The organism is Citreicella sp. C3M06 (assembly GCF_018860705.1).
Lineage (GTDB): Bacteria > Pseudomonadota > Alphaproteobacteria > Rhodobacterales > Rhodobacteraceae > Salipiger.
Genome location: NZ_JAHKQA010000076.1, coordinates 23,139 through 37,496 on the forward strand (window position 1 = coordinate 23,139; position 14,358 = coordinate 37,496).

A 14,358-nucleotide genomic window follows, 5' to 3' on the forward strand; every position below is an offset into this window, starting at 1 on the left:
AAATCTTTGCGACCGGGTCCAGCCCGTCAGTAGCCGCGCAGCTTGCGCTCGCGGGCAAAGACGATGGCGATCGACACCATCGATCCCGCACCGGTGGCGAACATCAGCCAGAGCAGAGGGTTTGCGCCGCTGCCCGGTTGCAGCAGGCTGCCGGCAAGCGCCGACAGGCCAGCGCCGCCGCCGATCATGATCGCCCCCGACAGGCCCGATGCTGTGCCCGCAAGATGCGGGCGCACCGACAGCGCCCCCGCCGTGGCGTTGGGAATGGTCATGCCGTTGCCAAGCCCGACAAAGGTCATGCAGCCAAAGAACGTCCAGCGCGAATCGAACCCGGCGGCAAACAGCACCAGCGCCAGCGCAAGGCCTGCGGTGTTGATCATGCAGCCCCAGAGGATCATCCGATTGACCCCGACCCGCGACGACAACCGCCCCGACAGCCCGTTGCCGACGAAATAGCCGATGGCGGGCGCGCCGAAAAAGAACCCCAGCACCGAGGGTGTCATGCCAAACACTTGCGAGCCGACAAAAGGGGCGCCGCCGAGATAGGCAAAGAACGCCCCCGACGACAGCGCGCAGGTCAGCGCGTAGCCCCAAAAGCGCGGGCTGCGCAGCAATTCGGGATATTCGCGGAACTGCTGGCCCAGCGAAAGCCCGCGCGACACCAGCGTTTCGCCCAGATCGCGCCAGCTCAGCCAGAAGATACCAAGCCCCATGATCAGTAGCATCCAGAAGGTGCTTTGCCATCCAAAGATCTCGTCGAGCATGCCGCCGATCACCGGGCCGATCATCGGCACCACGGCCACGCCCATGGTGACATAGCCGATCATCGACGCTGCCTGATCCTGCGGAACGATGTCGCGCACCACGGCGCGGCTAAGCACCATGGCGGTGACCACCACCGCCTGACACATGCGAAAGATCAGGAATACTGCGGTGTTGGGCGCAAAAATACAGCCCAATGTGGCGATGCAGAACAGCCCGACCCCCCACAGGATCACCGGGCGTCGCCCCAGCTTGTCCGACAGTGGCCCGATGACGATCTGAAGCGCCGCGTTGACCCCCAGATAGATCGCCACCGACAGCTGCATCACCCGGTAGTCGGTGTCGAAATGGGTCACCATCTTGGGCAGCGATGGCAGGAACACGTTCATGGCCAGCGCGGAAAGACCGGCCAGCAGAATGAGTGTGACAATATGAGGCGGGGTGCTACGATCCAGAAAGCGGACCAAGGGCGGCTTGGACATGGGTCATGGGGTAAGCTGCGGCTTGTGTCTTGTCTATCCGGAATGCGTCACAGGTACAATTTGGCGATTTGCAATTTGCAAACATCTGCCTTTTCAGGATTTGCAAATTTGCCGAAATTCTCTTGAGCAATGGTGTTTCAGGGGTATGGTTCGCCCAAACGGAAAGGGACGGACATGAAAGACATTCTGCACGAACTCGAAGAACGTCGCTCCGGTGCTCGCCTTGGTGGCGGGCAAAAGCGCATCGACACCCAGCACGCCAAGGGCAAGTTGACCGCGCGCGAGCGCATCGAGCTGCTGCTCGATGAGGGCAGCTTTGAAGAATACGACATGTTCGTCGCACATCGCTGCACCGATTTCGGCATGGAAAAGAACCGCCCCTACGGCGATGGCGTGATCACCGGCTGGGGCACGATCAATGGCCGCATGGTCTATGTGTTCAGTCAGGATTTCACCGTGCTGGGCGGGTCGGTGTCGGCCACCCATGCGCAGAAGATCTGTAAGATCATGGATATGGCGGTGCAGAACGGCGCGCCGGTGATCGGGCTTAACGACAGTGGCGGCGCGCGCATTCAAGAGGGCGTGGATTCGCTCGCGGGCTACGCCGAGATCTTTCAGCGCAATGTCGAAGCCTCGGGCGTGGTGCCGCAGATTTCCGTCATCATGGGGCCCTGCGCTGGCGGGGCGGTCTACAGCCCGGCGATGACCGACTTCATCTTCATGGTACGCGACACCTCTTACATGTTCGTGACCGGCCCCGACGTGGTCAAAACCGTCACCAACGAGGTGGTCACCGCCGAGGAACTGGGCGGTGCGTCCACGCACACGAAAAAATCCTCGGTCGCCGATGGGGCTTTTGACAACGATGTCGAAGCGCTGGCCGAAGTGCGCCGCCTTGTCGACTTCCTGCCGCTCAACAACCGCGAAAAGCCGCCGGTGCGGCCGTTCTTCGACGATGTCGACCGCATCGAGACTTCGCTCGACACCATCATCCCGGAAAACGCCAACCAGCCCTACGACATGAAGGAGCTGATCCTGAAGGTCGCCGACGAGGGCGATTTCTACGAGATTCAGGAAGATCACGCCAAGAACATCATCACCGGCTTCATGCGGCTCGAGGGGCGCACGGTGGGCATTGTCGCGAACCAGCCGATGGTGCTGGCGGGGTGCCTTGATATCGACAGTTCGAAAAAGGCGGCGCGCTTCGTGCGCTTTTGCGATTGTTTCGAAATCCCGATTCTGACCTTTGTCGATGTGCCGGGCTTTTTGCCGGGCACCGGGCAGGAATATGGCGGCGTCATCAAGCACGGTGCCAAGCTGCTGTTCGCCTATGGGGAGGCGACGGTGCCCAAGGTCACGGTGATCACCCGCAAGGCCTATGGTGGCGCCTATGACGTGATGTCCTCCAAGCACCTGCGCGGCGATGTGAACTACGCATGGCCCACCGCCGAAATCGCGGTGATGGGCGCCAAGGGCGCGACCGAGATCATCCATCGCGCCGATCTGGGCGATGCCGACAAGATCGCCGCCCATACGGCGGAATACGAAGACCGCTTCGCCAACCCCTTTGTCGCCGCCGAACGCGGCTTCATCGACGAGGTGATCCAGCCGCGCTCGACCCGTCGCCGGATCAGCCGCGCCTTTGCCATGCTGCGCAACAAGAAGCTTAGCAACCCCTGGAAGAAACACGACAATATCCCGCTGTAAGCGGTCAGGGAGGGGCAATCATGAGCCGCTACACCCGCAAGGGCTGGCATCTGGCCAATGAGGACGGGGCGTTGATCCTTGCCCGCCGCTGGCCAGCGCGTTTCGATCTGGCGGTCGAAACGCTGCTGCCGAAGGTTCGGCACAAGGCGCGCCTTGCGCATCATGTGCGACAGGACCTGTGGCGCGCCCTGCAGGGGCTTCGCGGCTTTACGCCATGCATCCGCGTTGAGGAGAGCGCGGACGCGACCCGGCTGATCGCCGGGGGTCAGCTCGATGCGGGAGGGGCGCGCAACGCGGCGCTCGCCCGCATCGAGGCACTGCTGGAAGACCCGGACCGCCGGGCACGCTGGACAAGGTGGTCCTGAAATGACGTCGCTGTTTCCCATCATCTTGGCGGCTGCCACGACCCCACTGGCGCAGGGCGCGCCGGTGACGGTGCCTTCGGGCATGGCGGTCAGCTTTCATGACATGATCCGGGACGACACCGGGCAGGGGCCGGTCTTTCGGCTGCGCTTTGTTGCGCCGGCGCTGGCGGGCGAGTCGCCCGATTTCGACCATCTGGCCACCGACATGGATTCGCTTTGTGCGCAGCTTGCCGTTTCGGCAACTGACGACAGTGAATCGCAACCGACGCGCATCGTGATCTCGCTGATGGAATCGCCGGTGACCTTCGGCGAATTGGCGCCGCAGGTGACGCAGGTTTTCGAGGCCTACAGCCTTGAGAAGGGCCGCTGCATCTGGGAGGCATTCTGATGCAAGTCCCTAGTCTTGAAAGGTATTTTGTCAATGGGGCAGGCACTGCGTCTTTCCCGCCACAAAATGCCTATCTCGTTGCGATTACATGTTGCCCCCCAAATATTTGGGCTATGTTGAGGTCGGATTGCGCCCAAGCAATCTTTACCTCGGAACGAGGACGGGTCGGACCACATGGTCTTGCCGGTTCCGTTGAACATGACAGGAGACAAAGATGTCCAAGAGCATCAAAGTTCTGGCAATGCTCGGCCTTTTCGGCCTCGCAGCCTGTGGCCAGCAGGAAGAAGAGTACGTCGTCGCAGAACCGGAGCCGATCAGCGTCGAGCCCGTGTACACCGGCAAGTACAAGTGATCTGACGGGACGGGCCTCCGGGCCCGTCCCCCACCACCCGGGGCACGGCCTCGGGCGCATCGCCCCCGCGGCGCCCCCAACCAAGGAGGGCGCGCGATGCTGAAACACCGCGGCTTTCCCGGGCGACTGCCCGGAAGCGATTACCAATTCATTATTCGTCGGGGAAACCCGAAAGGTGCGACGCCGCTGACCAAGCGCGAGCGATACCGCGATCGCAAGTCGGCGGACAAGCGCGCAGATCTTGCCTTTATGGCGGCGCTCTGGGCGCATTTCGGAAGCGAGCCGTTTGAACGGGGCAACCTTGATGCCGGCCGCCTGTCATGGCTGTTCGGCCGCGAGGTGCTGCCCTTTGACGATCCCTTCGATCCCGCAAGCTACGAATCGCTGCTGGTGATCAACGAATCGGTGGCGCGGGTGTCTTTCCCCGAAGCCTTCGAAGAAGGGTCGGAATGGGCCTGATCGCGTTTGAACATGCGCGGGTTCTGTCTGCCGCTTTCCCGGGGACCGGGAAAGCGTGCAATGACGCCGGGGCAGGCGGGCAAGGTTCCGCCCACGCGCCCACAACGATGCGAATCCTGTGGAACATCCTTGCGGGCTGTGGCGTTGATGCGTTGATTGCAGTTTCGGAACACAGGGAGTTTTCCACATGGGCAAGACCATCCTCAAATCAGTCGCCATCCTTGGACTTTTCGGCCTCGCGGCCTGCGAATCGTCCGACCTGCCGCGCGCAGGGATCGGCGCAGGCGCCGGCTACTTGGCAGACCGCGCCCTTGGCGGCGACGGCATGGTCGGCGCGGCCGTTGGTGCGACCGCGGGTGTCGTATGTGACGACGTCACGCCGGGCGTGTGCAGATAAGAGCTTCCTGACCGCCGGGCAGCGCGCCCGGCCGGTTCAGTTTTGCAAGCCATCGGGGCCCCGTGCCCCGGTGGCTTTTTTCGTGCCTCGCGGCCAGTGCGCTGCGGGTGCCAGAGGATAAGAAGGAAAGGGACGGAGATGTTCGACAAGATCCTGATCGCCAACCGAGGCGAGATCGCCTGCCGCGTGATCAAATCGGCGCAGAAGATGGGCATCAAGACGGTGGCGGTCTATTCCGACGCCGACAAGCACGCACTGCACGTGGCGATGGCCGACGAGGCGGTGCACATCGGCCCGCCGCCGGCGAACCAGTCGTACATCATCATCGACAAGATCATGGATGCCATCAAGCAGACCGGCGCGCAGGCGGTGCATCCGGGCTATGGCTTCCTGTCCGAGAACCCGAAATTCGCCGAGGCGCTCGAGGCCGCCGGCGTCGCCTTCATCGGCCCGCCCAAGGGCGCGATCATGGCGATGGGCGACAAGATCACCTCGAAGAAGCTGGCACAAGAGGCCGGGGTCAACACCGTGCCGGGCTATATGGGCCTGATCGAGGATGCCGAAGAGGCGGTGAAGATCTCCAATCAGATCGGCTATCCGGTGATGATCAAGGCCAGCGCCGGGGGCGGCGGCAAGGGGATGCGCATCGCCTGGAACGACGACGAGGCGCGCGAGGGCTTTCAGAGCTCGAAGAACGAAGCGGCCAGCAGCTTTGGCGATGACCGGATCTTTATCGAGAAATTCGTCACGCAGCCGCGGCACATCGAAATTCAGGTGCTGTGCGACGCGCATGGCAACGGGCTGTGGCTGAACGAGCGCGAATGCTCGATCCAGCGCCGCAACCAGAAGGTCGTCGAAGAAGCGCCCAGCCCCTTCCTTGATGCACAGACCCGCAAGGCAATGGGCGAGCAGGCCGTGGCGCTGGCCAAGGCGGTGGATTACACCAGCGCCGGCACGGTCGAATTCATCGTCGATGGCGACAAGAACTTCTACTTCCTTGAAATGAACACCCGGCTTCAGGTCGAACACCCGGTGACCGAGCTGATCACCGGCATCGACCTTGTCGAACAGATGATCCGTGTCGCCGATGGCGAGGCGCTGACGATCACTCAGGACGATGTGAAAATCAACGGCTGGGCCATCGAAAACCGGCTTTACGCCGAAGATCCCTATCGTGGCTTCCTGCCGTCGATCGGCCGCCTGATCCGCTATCGCCCGCCCGCCGAGGGCCCGCATGGCAGCGGCATCGTGCGCAACGATACCGGCGTGTTCGAAGGCGGCGAGATCAGCATGTACTATGATCCGATGATCGCCAAGCTGTGCACATGGGGCCCGACCCGCGAGGACGCCATCGAGACGATGCGCAATGCGCTCGACAGTTTCGAAGTCGAGGGCATCGGCCACAACCTGCCCTTCGTGGCGGCGGTGATGGATCACCCGCGTTTCATCTCGGGCGATATCACCACGGCCTTCATCGAAGAGGAATACCCCGAGGGTTTCCACGGCGTCACCCTTGCCGAAGACACCCTGCGCAGCATCGCGGCGGCAAGTGCAGCGATGAACCGGGTGGCCGAGATTCGCCGGGCGCGCATTTCGGGCACGCTCGACAACCACGAGCGCAAGGTGGGCGATGTGTGGAACATCGCGCTTCAGGGCGTGGATTTCGACGTGACCATCGCGGCGGACAAGTCCGGCTCGACCGTCAGCTTCGCCGATGGCGCCGACCTGCGGGTCGAGGGCGACTGGACGCCGGGCGACGCGCTCGCGCATATGGTTGTGGATGGCAAGCCGCTGGTGCTCAAGGTCGGCAAGATCTCGGGGGGCTTCCGCATCCGTTCGCGCGGTGCCGATCTCAAGGTGCATGTGCGCACGCCGCGTCAGGCGGAACTCGCCCGGCTGATGATCGAAAAGCTGCCGCCCGATACGTCGAAGATGCTGCTGTGTCCGATGCCGGGCCTCATCGTCAAGATGAACGTCGCGGTGGGCGACGAGGTGCAGGAAGGTCAGGCGCTGTGCACCGTCGAGGCGATGAAGATGGAAAACATCCTGCGCGCCGAACGCAAGGCAGTGGTGAAAAAGATCAACGCTGACCCCGGCGACAGCCTTGCTGTGGACGACGTGATCATGGAGTTCGAATAAGGGCGCATAGGGATGGCGCGGCGCGACATATCCCCTTGCAAGGGCGTTCCGGTCAAGGCCGGGGCGGACCCGTTGCATTTGACGCAAACGCGCCGTTGCCGCCCCATTCTCCGGCCATGCAGGTCACCTTTGTTGGCCAGACTTGTCTCAGGTCTGGCCAAAGGGGAGTCTCATGGTCCGTCGCATGTTTGCGGGGTTTGTCGTCACGCTGTCTCTGAGCGGCTGCTTCTTCGATACGGAGACGTCGTTGCGCAAGCATCTCGAACAGACGGTGTATGTGCGCGAGCCGCTGTATTTCCGCGACCGGCTGGGCTGCACCGCGGCGATGTATTCGCTGTACGCGCGCTATCCCAAGGCGGGAGTGACGCAGGTCGGCGACCTGTCCGGCGCGCTTTACCTGCTCGAAAAGGGCAGGCCGGTCGCCTTCACCATGGGGCTCAGTCCGCACGAGATTTCCCTTGCCGTGCGCGAGCACGAGCAACGCTCGGGCCTTGGCATCATTCAGGCGGGGGCGGCGGGTGTCGCGATGTGCATGGACGAGGACATTCAGGATCTGCTGTTCGATGCCATGCTCAGCCCCGCCACGCTGACGATCTACGATCCCAATACCAAGATCCTGACGCTGGTCGACTGGAAGAACAAGCGCGCCTGGGCTTTGCGGGCGATGGATTACTGACCGCCGGGGGCGGTGGCCGCCGCCCTTACGGCTGCGTCAGGGTTCTGTGCTGGTCGCGCACTTCCTGCTGGCGCAGGGGCAGCTTGTCGATCGACCGGGTGATCTCGCGCACGTCCCATGGCGCCGGTTTGCGGAACAGGATGGTGCCATCCTTGGCGATCTGTGCCAGCATGAAGCCGCGCGGGCGCAGCGCCAGCCTGATCGGCGAGCGTGCCGCCGGATCGGTGTCGGTCAGCACGATCACATCGCGGGTTGCCAGCGCGTCCAGCCGTTCGGCGATGAATGCCATCTGCTGGATGTATAGCGGATCGGCGGGGTTGTCGGCAAAGACCACCAGCGGGCGCGCTGTCCAGCGGAACTCTTCCAGCGTTGCGCCCTCGGCGGAACGGATGATCTCTGCCCCGGGCTGCTCGGCGGCAGCAACAGGGCAGGCGAGCGTGGCGCCGATCAGCGCAATTGCGGTCCTTCGGATCATGCCTTGCAATATAGGTGCGATCGCGTCCGCTGCATATGGCTACCCTGTGCGCGGGGCGATTTTTCTCAGGATTAACCACATCGTCAGGGAAGGGACCGCATGATGCCGCGGATCTTTTCAAAGGACGATTGTCATGGATGTTATCCTGCATCTTGGGGCCCATCGCACGGGCTCCACCACTTTTCAGACCTATCTTCGCGGCGCCGATGCGCAGCTTGCCGGGCAGGGCATCGGCGTCTGGGGGCCGTGGCAGACCCGCAAGGGCCTGTTGCACGGCCTGATGGACCCGTCGCAACACCCGGCCGAGGCGCAGCGCGCGCAGGGGCGTGTGCGCCTCGCGCTAAAAGGCAGCGCCCGGCGTGGACTGTCGCAGCTGCTGGTCTCGGACGAGAACATGCTTGGCTCGCCGCGCGCCTGTCTGCGGGCAGAATGCCTTTACCCAGAGGCGGGCAACCGGCTGCGCCGCGTCGCTGCGGGCTTTCCGCAGCTGTCGCGCGCCGTGATCCAGATCCGCTCGCCGGAAATGTGGTGGGCCTCGGCGCTGGCGTTTCTGGTGGCGCGCGGGCTGCCCTTGCCGACGCCGGCGCAGCTGGGGCGGCTGGTGGCGGCACAGCGCGGCTGGCGGCAGGTGATCACCGATGTGGCCGGGGCGCTGCCTCGCACCGAGCTGCTGGTCACCCCGTTCGAACGCTACGTGATGCGACCCGACCGGCTGCTGCGACAGGCGAGCGGGCTGCTATACACGCCGCCGATGCCGCCAACCGGGATCTGGGCGCATCGCGCGCCCTCGCTGGCCGATTTGCGCGAGGCGCTTGCCCTGCGCGGCGAGGACCCATCGGCGCTGCCGCAGGGCGAGGGGCGCTGGATGCCCTTTACCCAAGCGCAAAGCGCGCAGCTGCGCGAACAATATGCGGACGATCTGTTCTGGCTGCGCGCCGGGGCGGACGGGGTTGCACGACTGACAGAGGACCCGGAAGCGGACCAACGCAGGCCAGACCGGCCGCCCGCTCCACAAGAGAGAGGAGACACCCATGACAGCGAAAAGGGACGATTGGCAGGCGCTCGCTGAAAAGGAACTGCGGGGCAAGCCGTTGAGCGATCTGAACTGGCAGACGCTCGAGGGGATCGAGGTCAAGCCGCTATACACCCCCGAGGATATCGAAGGGCTGGCGCAGCTGGGCGAGATGCCGGGGATCGAGCCGTTTACCCGCGGCGTCAAGGCAACGATGTATGCCGGGCGGCCCTGGACGATCCGCCAATACGCAGGCTTCTCTACCGCCGAGGAATCCAACGCCTTTTACCGCAAGGCACTGGCGGCGGGGCAGCAGGGCGTGTCGGTTGCCTTCGATCTGGCCACCCACCGCGGCTATGACAGCGATCACCCCCGCGTGGTGGGCGATGTCGGCAAGGCCGGTGTCGCCATCGATTCCGTCGAGGATATGAAGGTGCTGTTCGATGGCATCCCGCTCGACAAGATATCGGTGTCGATGACCATGAACGGCGCGGTGATCCCGATCCTCGCCAATTTCATCGTCACGGGTGAGGAACAAGGCCACAGCCGCGCCATCCTGTCCGGCACCATTCAGAACGACATCCTCAAGGAATTCATGGTGCGGAACACCTATATCTATCCGCCCGAACCTTCGATCCGCATCATTTCGGACATCATCGAATACACCAGCAACGAGATGCCCAAGTTCAACAGTATCTCGATTTCCGGCTACCACATGCAGGAAGCGGGCGCGAACCTTGTGCAAGAGCTGGCCTTTACGCTGGCAGACGGCAAGGAATACGTGAAGACGGCGATGGATGCCGGCATGGATATCGACAAGTTCGCCGGGCGGCTGTCGTTCTTCTTTGCCATCGGCAAGAATTTCTTTATGGAAATCGCCAAGCTGCGCGCGGCACGGATGCTCTGGGCGCGGATCATGACCGATCTTGGCGCGCAGAACACCCGCTCCAAGATGTTGCGCACCCATTGTCAGACCTCTGGCGTCAGCCTGTCCGAACAGGACCCTTACAACAACGTCATCCGCACCGCCTACGAGGCGATGTCGGCGGCGCTTGGCGGCACGCAGTCGCTGCACACCAACGCGCTGGACGAGGCGATCGCCCTGCCAACCGAATTCAGCGCCCGCATCGCGCGCAACACCCAGCTGATCCTGCAGGAGGAAACCGGCGTCACCAAGGTCGTCGATCCGCTGGCGGGCAGCTATTACGTGGAATCGCTGACCGCGCAGCTGGCCGAAGAGGCGTGGAAGATCATCGAAGAGGTCGATGAGATGGGCGGCATGACCAAGGCCGTTGCCTCGGGGATGCCCAAGCTGCGGATCGAGGAAACCGCGGCCCGGCGGCAGGCCGCCATCGACCGCGGCGATGATGTGATCGTCGGGGTCAACAAGTACCGGCTCGCCAAGGAAGACCCGATCGATATTCTTGATATCGACAACGCCAAGGTACGGCTTGGGCAGGTCGCGGGGCTGGAACGGCTGCGCGCAAACCGCGATCAGGCCGCCTGCGATGCGGCTTTGGCCGAGGTCGAGCGGCGCGCAAAAGAGGGCGGCAACCTGTTGGAAGCCGCGGTCGAGGCAGCCCGCGCACGGGCCTCTGTCGGAGAGATCAGCATGGCAATGGAAAAGGTGTTCGGCCGCCACCGGGCCGAGGTCAAGACTCTGGCGGGCGTTTACGGCGCCGCCTATGAGGGCGACGAAGGCTTTGCCGCCATCCAGAAATCGGTCGAGGATTTCGCCGAGGACGAGGGGCGCCGCCCTCGGATGCTGGTGGTCAAGATGGGTCAGGACGGGCACGACCGGGGGGCCAAGGTCATCGCCACCGCCTTTGCCGATATCGGCTTTGACGTCGATGTCGGTCCGCTGTTCCAGACCCCCGAAGAGGCGGCGCAGGATGCCATCGACAACGATGTGCATATCGTCGGCATCTCGAGTCAGGCCGCCGGGCACAAGACGCTGGCGCCGCAGCTGGTGCGGGCGCTCAAGGATCAGGGCGCAGGCGACATCATCGTGATCTGCGGTGGCGTCATTCCGCAGCAGGATTACGAGTTCCTGTACAATGCAGGTGTGAAGGCGATCTTTGGTCCGGGCACCAATATTCCCAAGGCGGCGCAGGATATCCTGAAACTTATCCGCGAAGCGCGCGGCTGAGTTTCCCCTTTTGGGGGTGAAATCGCTGGGGCCGGGCCACACCCGGCCTCCGTTGGCGTTTTGCGGCTTGCGCGGCGTCGGGCTTTTCCTATCGTGGTTCGACCGCAACCGATATGACTGGCCGCATGACCCTGCAACTCGATCACATTGTCGTCCTTGGGGAAACGCTGGAAGAGGCGGCGGCCCATGCCGAGGCGGCAACTGGCCAGCCGTTGCTGCCTGGCGGCAGGCATGAACGCTACGGCACGCACAACCAGTTGCTGGGTCTGGGCGGCGTTTACCTTGAGGCGCTGGCAATCGATCCCGGCGCGCTGCCGCCCATTGGTGCGCGCTGGTTCGGGCTGGACCGGCTGAAGGGTCCGGCGCGGCTGGGCAACTGGGTCTGCCGCGTGCCCGACATCTCGGCGGCAATCGAGGCGCTGCCGATGGCGGGCCAGCCTGTGGCGCTGTCGCGCGGGCGGCTGCGCTGGATCATGTCGGTGCCCGAAAACGGCGAGCTGCCCTATGGCGGCATGTTCCCGGCGCTGATCCAGTGGCTCAGCCCGGTGCCCGCCGGGGCGATCCTGTCGGCATCGGGAACACGGCTCGAGCGGCTTGAGGTCACCCACCCGGACGCCGAGGCGCTGCAAGCGCTGCTGGCACCGCATCTCGATGCGCCGAAGGTGGCGTTTCGCAGCGGCGATGCGCCGGGACTGCGGGCGGAACTGGTCGGCGCGGGTGGGCAAAGGCGCATCCTGCAATGATCATCCGGCAGGCCCGGCCTGAAGATGCCGCAGCGCTTGTTGCCTTGTGGAACCCATGGATTGAGACCACGGCCATCACCTTCAGCACCGATTTGAAGACAGCTGAGGGCGTTGGTGCCGACATCGCCGCCCGCGGCGCGGCGTTTCAGGTGGCCGAAGACGCGGGGCAGCTGGTTGGCCTTGCCACCTATTTCCCGTTCCGCAGCGGGCCGGGATATCGCTTTACCAAGGAACACAGCGTGATCCTTGCCCCCGAGGCGCGCGGCAAGGGCGCTGGCCGGGCGCTGATGGCGGCGCTGGAAACCGCCGCGCGGGCCGAGGGCGTTCAGTCGCTGTTTGCAGGGGTGTCGGGGGAAAACCCCGAAGGCGTGGCCTTTCACGCCGCGCTTGGGTTCACCGAGGCGGCCCGCCTGCCGCGCGTCGGGCATAAGTTCGGGCGCTGGATGGATCTTGTGCTCATGCAGAAATTTCTGTGATCGCGTCGGGTTGCGCCTGACAGCCCCCGCTGTCTGGGATAGAATCCCGCCATGTCGATCTGGTCCCGCATCTCCGAAGCCATTGCTGCCCTGCGCGCCGGTGAAAGCCTTGGCGCCGTGTTCGAGCGTCTGCGCACACCGCCCGAGCAATCCGTCGCCTTCACCATCGCGGTGATCGCGCTGTCGGCCAAGATGGCCAAGGCCGACGGGCAGGTCACCCGCAACGAGGTCAGCGCCTTTCGCGAGGTGTTCGCCATTGCGCCCGAAGACGAGGCGGCGGCGGCCCGCGTGTTCAACCTTGCCCGGCAAGACGTTGCAGGCTTTGAAGAATACGCCACCCGCATCCGCCGCATGTTCGGCGCGCGCACCGAGCCGCTGCGCGATCTGCTCGAAGGGCTGTTCTATATCGCCATTGCGGACGATCATTACCATCCGGGCGAGGATGCGTTTCTGGAACGCGTGGCCGCGATCTTTGAGATCCGCGAATCCGATTTTCGCACCCTGCGCGCCCGTTTCGTGCCCGATGCGGTGCCCGATCCCTATGCGGTGCTGGGCGTTTCGCCCGATGCGCCGCTCGACGAGGTGCGCCAGCGTTGGCGCGCGCAGGTGCGCGCCTGCCATCCTGACGTGATGCAGGCGCGCGGCCTGCCTCAGGAAGCGGTGAAGCTGTCCGAAAAACGTCTGATCGACATCAACCGCGCTTGGGAAGAGATCTCCAGACGGCATGCCGCCTGATGCGGCTGGCGTCCTATAACGTTGAATGGTTCGACGCGCTGTTCGACGATTCCGGGGCGCTGCTGGAAGACGGCTGGTCGGCCCGCTACGGTGTGACGCGCATCCGACAGGCCGAAGCGCTGGGCATCGTCTTTACCGCGATGGACGCCGATGCCATCATGGTGATCGAAGCCCCCGACACTAACACGCGCCGGGACACCGCCCGCGCGCTCAGCAGTTTTGTCGAGGCATTCAACCTGCGCACTACGGGCGTTCTGACCGGCTTCATCAACAGCACCCAGCAGGAAATCGCGCTGCTGTATGATCCTGCGGTGCTCAGCGTGCGGCACGCGCCGATGGACAGCCCCGATGCCCCCCGCTTTGACGGGGTGCTGCGCATCGACCTTGATATCGACGCCAAGGCCGAAGACGTGACCTTTTCCAAGCCGCCGCTTGAGGTCGAGGTGGTCACCGCCTCTGGGCAACGCTTTCGGCTGATCGGGGCGCATCTGAAATCGAAGGCGCCGCATGGGGCCAAGGGGCATGATCAGGTGATGCGTCTTTCCATCTCGAACCGGCGCAAGCAGCTGGCGCAGGCGATCTGGCTGCGGCGGCGCGTCGATGCGCTTTTGGCTGCGGGCGAAGAGGTCGTGGTGATGGGCGATCTCAACGATGGGCCGGGGCTGGACGAATACGAGCATCTGTTCGGCCGCAGTTCGGTCGAGATCGTACTGGGGCAGGGCGCGGGGGCGCTGCGCGATCCGAATGCGGTCGAGGCGCTGCGCCCCGGGCTTGCGCCGCAGCCGACCTCGGCGCGGTTCTACATGGAAGATACCGGGCGCTACATGCAGTTCATGCTGGATTACGTGATGGTGTCGTCGGGGCTGGCCGAGGGCGCGCAATGGCGCATCTGGCACCCGTTCGACGATGCGGTCTGCTGGCGCGATGCGGATCTGTGCGCGGCGCTGCTGGATGCCTCTGACCATTTTCCCGTCACGGTGGATCTGGTCACGGTCGATCCGACGGCCTAACCAAAACGCGCCCCCGAAGGGGCGCGCTGGG

16 protein-coding genes are annotated in these 14,358 nt (G+C 64.0%); 14 read left to right on the forward strand and 2 right to left on the reverse strand.

The window, feature by feature from the left end:
• Positions 1–26: 26 nt before the first annotated feature.
• The gene (locus KO516_RS18075; protein ID WP_216005194.1) at positions 27–1,244 is read right to left on the reverse strand and encodes a multidrug effflux MFS transporter; all 1,218 of its coding nucleotides are present in this window, start codon (positions 1,242–1,244) and stop codon (positions 27–29) included.
• Positions 1,245–1,418: 174 nt separating this feature from the next.
• On the opposite strand from KO516_RS18075, the gene KO516_RS18080 reads away from it, so the two are divergent.
• From KO516_RS18080 to KO516_RS18115, 8 genes are all read left to right on the forward strand, one after another.
• Positions 1,419–2,951, forward strand: a complete 1,533-nt coding sequence (locus KO516_RS18080; protein ID WP_216005195.1) for an acyl-CoA carboxylase subunit beta — start codon at positions 1,419–1,421, stop codon at positions 2,949–2,951.
• A 20-nt stretch (positions 2,952–2,971) separates the two neighbouring features.
• Positions 2,972–3,316 carry a hypothetical protein gene (locus KO516_RS18085; RefSeq protein ID WP_216005196.1) on the forward strand — a complete coding sequence of 115 codons (345 nt, stop codon included), beginning with the start codon at positions 2,972–2,974 and terminating at the stop codon, positions 3,314–3,316.
• A gap of 1 nt (position 3,317) precedes the next feature.
• On the forward strand, positions 3,318–3,704 hold the full coding sequence (locus tag KO516_RS18090; RefSeq protein ID WP_216005197.1) for a DUF6497 family protein: 387 nt from the start codon (positions 3,318–3,320) through the stop codon (positions 3,702–3,704).
• Between the two features lie 214 nt (positions 3,705–3,918).
• The gene (locus KO516_RS18095; protein WP_216005198.1) at positions 3,919–4,056 is read left to right on the forward strand and encodes a hypothetical protein; all 138 of its coding nucleotides are present in this window, start codon (positions 3,919–3,921) and stop codon (positions 4,054–4,056) included.
• Between the two features lie 96 nt (positions 4,057–4,152).
• On the forward strand, positions 4,153–4,515 hold the full coding sequence (locus tag KO516_RS18100) for a hypothetical protein (protein ID WP_216005199.1): 363 nt from the start codon (positions 4,153–4,155) through the stop codon (positions 4,513–4,515).
• Positions 4,516–4,702: 187 nt separating this feature from the next.
• Positions 4,703–4,912 carry a complement resistance protein TraT gene (locus KO516_RS18105; RefSeq protein ID WP_216005200.1) on the forward strand — a complete coding sequence of 70 codons (210 nt, stop codon included), beginning with the start codon at positions 4,703–4,705 and terminating at the stop codon, positions 4,910–4,912.
• Positions 4,913–5,050: 138 nt separating this feature from the next.
• The gene (locus KO516_RS18110; protein WP_216005201.1) at positions 5,051–7,051 is read left to right on the forward strand and encodes an acetyl/propionyl/methylcrotonyl-CoA carboxylase subunit alpha; all 2,001 of its coding nucleotides are present in this window, start codon (positions 5,051–5,053) and stop codon (positions 7,049–7,051) included.
• Positions 7,052–7,223: 172 nt separating this feature from the next.
• Positions 7,224–7,727 carry a hypothetical protein gene (locus KO516_RS18115; protein WP_216005202.1) on the forward strand — a complete coding sequence of 168 codons (504 nt, stop codon included), beginning with the start codon at positions 7,224–7,226 and terminating at the stop codon, positions 7,725–7,727.
• Positions 7,728–7,752: 25 nt separating this feature from the next.
• Here KO516_RS18115 and KO516_RS18120 read toward each other — a convergent pair whose 3' ends face one another.
• Positions 7,753–8,202, reverse strand: a complete 450-nt coding sequence (locus KO516_RS18120; protein WP_216005203.1) for a DUF4174 domain-containing protein — start codon at positions 8,200–8,202, stop codon at positions 7,753–7,755.
• A gap of 133 nt (positions 8,203–8,335) precedes the next feature.
• On the opposite strand from KO516_RS18120, the gene KO516_RS18125 reads away from it, so the two are divergent.
• From KO516_RS18125 to KO516_RS18150, 6 genes are all read left to right on the forward strand, one after another.
• A complete protein-coding gene (locus KO516_RS18125) occupies positions 8,336–9,271 on the forward strand; it encodes a hypothetical protein (RefSeq protein WP_216005204.1) in 936 nt (311 codons plus the stop codon).
• Positions 9,234–11,363 carry a methylmalonyl-CoA mutase gene (scpA, locus tag KO516_RS18130; protein WP_216005205.1) on the forward strand — a complete coding sequence of 710 codons (2,130 nt, stop codon included), beginning with the start codon at positions 9,234–9,236 and terminating at the stop codon, positions 11,361–11,363. Before KO516_RS18125 ends, scpA begins: the two co-directional genes overlap by 38 nt.
• Positions 11,364–11,488: 125 nt before the next feature.
• Positions 11,489–12,106 carry a VOC family protein gene (locus KO516_RS18135; RefSeq protein ID WP_216005206.1) on the forward strand — a complete coding sequence of 206 codons (618 nt, stop codon included), beginning with the start codon at positions 11,489–11,491 and terminating at the stop codon, positions 12,104–12,106.
• Entirely contained in the window at positions 12,103–12,582 is a 480-nt protein-coding gene (locus tag KO516_RS18140; RefSeq protein ID WP_216005207.1) for a GNAT family N-acetyltransferase, read from the forward strand. Before KO516_RS18135 ends, KO516_RS18140 begins: the two co-directional genes overlap by 4 nt.
• A gap of 51 nt (positions 12,583–12,633) precedes the next feature.
• The gene (locus tag KO516_RS18145; RefSeq protein ID WP_216005208.1) at positions 12,634–13,317 is read left to right on the forward strand and encodes a TerB family tellurite resistance protein; all 684 of its coding nucleotides are present in this window, start codon (positions 12,634–12,636) and stop codon (positions 13,315–13,317) included.
• Positions 13,317–14,327: an endonuclease/exonuclease/phosphatase family protein gene (locus tag KO516_RS18150; RefSeq protein WP_216005209.1), complete on the forward strand. Its 1,011-nt coding sequence runs from the start codon at positions 13,317–13,319 to the stop codon at positions 14,325–14,327. Before KO516_RS18145 ends, KO516_RS18150 begins: the two co-directional genes overlap by 1 nt.
• Positions 14,328–14,358: the final 31 nt, after the last annotated feature.

Bases quoted from the DNA above. Each gene is read 5' to 3' on its own strand.
- KO516_RS18095 (WP_216005198.1), top strand. From the start codon at position 3,919: ATGTCCAAGAGCATCAAAGTTCTGGCAATGCTCGGCCTTTTCGGCCTC.
- KO516_RS18110 (WP_216005201.1), top strand. From the start codon at position 5,051: ATGTTCGACAAGATCCTGATCGCCAACCGAGGCGAGATCGCCTGCCGC.
- KO516_RS18105 (WP_216005200.1), top strand. From the start codon at position 4,703: ATGGGCAAGACCATCCTCAAATCAGTCGCCATCCTTGGACTTTTCGGC.
- KO516_RS18135 (WP_216005206.1), top strand. From the start codon at position 11,489: ATGACCCTGCAACTCGATCACATTGTCGTCCTTGGGGAAACGCTGGAA.
- KO516_RS18120 (WP_216005203.1), bottom strand. From the start codon at position 8,202: ATGATCCGAAGGACCGCAATTGCGCTGATCGGCGCCACGCTCGCCTGC.
- scpA (WP_216005205.1), top strand. From the start codon at position 9,234: ATGACAGCGAAAAGGGACGATTGGCAGGCGCTCGCTGAAAAGGAACTG.
- KO516_RS18090 (WP_216005197.1), top strand. From the start codon at position 3,318: ATGACGTCGCTGTTTCCCATCATCTTGGCGGCTGCCACGACCCCACTG.
- KO516_RS18100 (WP_216005199.1), top strand. From the start codon at position 4,153: ATGCTGAAACACCGCGGCTTTCCCGGGCGACTGCCCGGAAGCGATTAC.
- KO516_RS18150 (WP_216005209.1), top strand. From the start codon at position 13,317: ATGCGGCTGGCGTCCTATAACGTTGAATGGTTCGACGCGCTGTTCGAC.
- KO516_RS18080 (WP_216005195.1), top strand. From the start codon at position 1,419: ATGAAAGACATTCTGCACGAACTCGAAGAACGTCGCTCCGGTGCTCGC.
- KO516_RS18125 (WP_216005204.1), top strand. From the start codon at position 8,336: ATGGATGTTATCCTGCATCTTGGGGCCCATCGCACGGGCTCCACCACT.
- KO516_RS18085 (WP_216005196.1), top strand. From the start codon at position 2,972: ATGAGCCGCTACACCCGCAAGGGCTGGCATCTGGCCAATGAGGACGGG.
- KO516_RS18115 (WP_216005202.1), top strand. From the start codon at position 7,224: ATGGTCCGTCGCATGTTTGCGGGGTTTGTCGTCACGCTGTCTCTGAGC.
- KO516_RS18075 (WP_216005194.1), bottom strand. From the start codon at position 1,244: ATGTCCAAGCCGCCCTTGGTCCGCTTTCTGGATCGTAGCACCCCGCCT.
- KO516_RS18145 (WP_216005208.1), top strand. From the start codon at position 12,634: ATGTCGATCTGGTCCCGCATCTCCGAAGCCATTGCTGCCCTGCGCGCC.
- KO516_RS18140 (WP_216005207.1), top strand. From the start codon at position 12,103: ATGATCATCCGGCAGGCCCGGCCTGAAGATGCCGCAGCGCTTGTTGCC.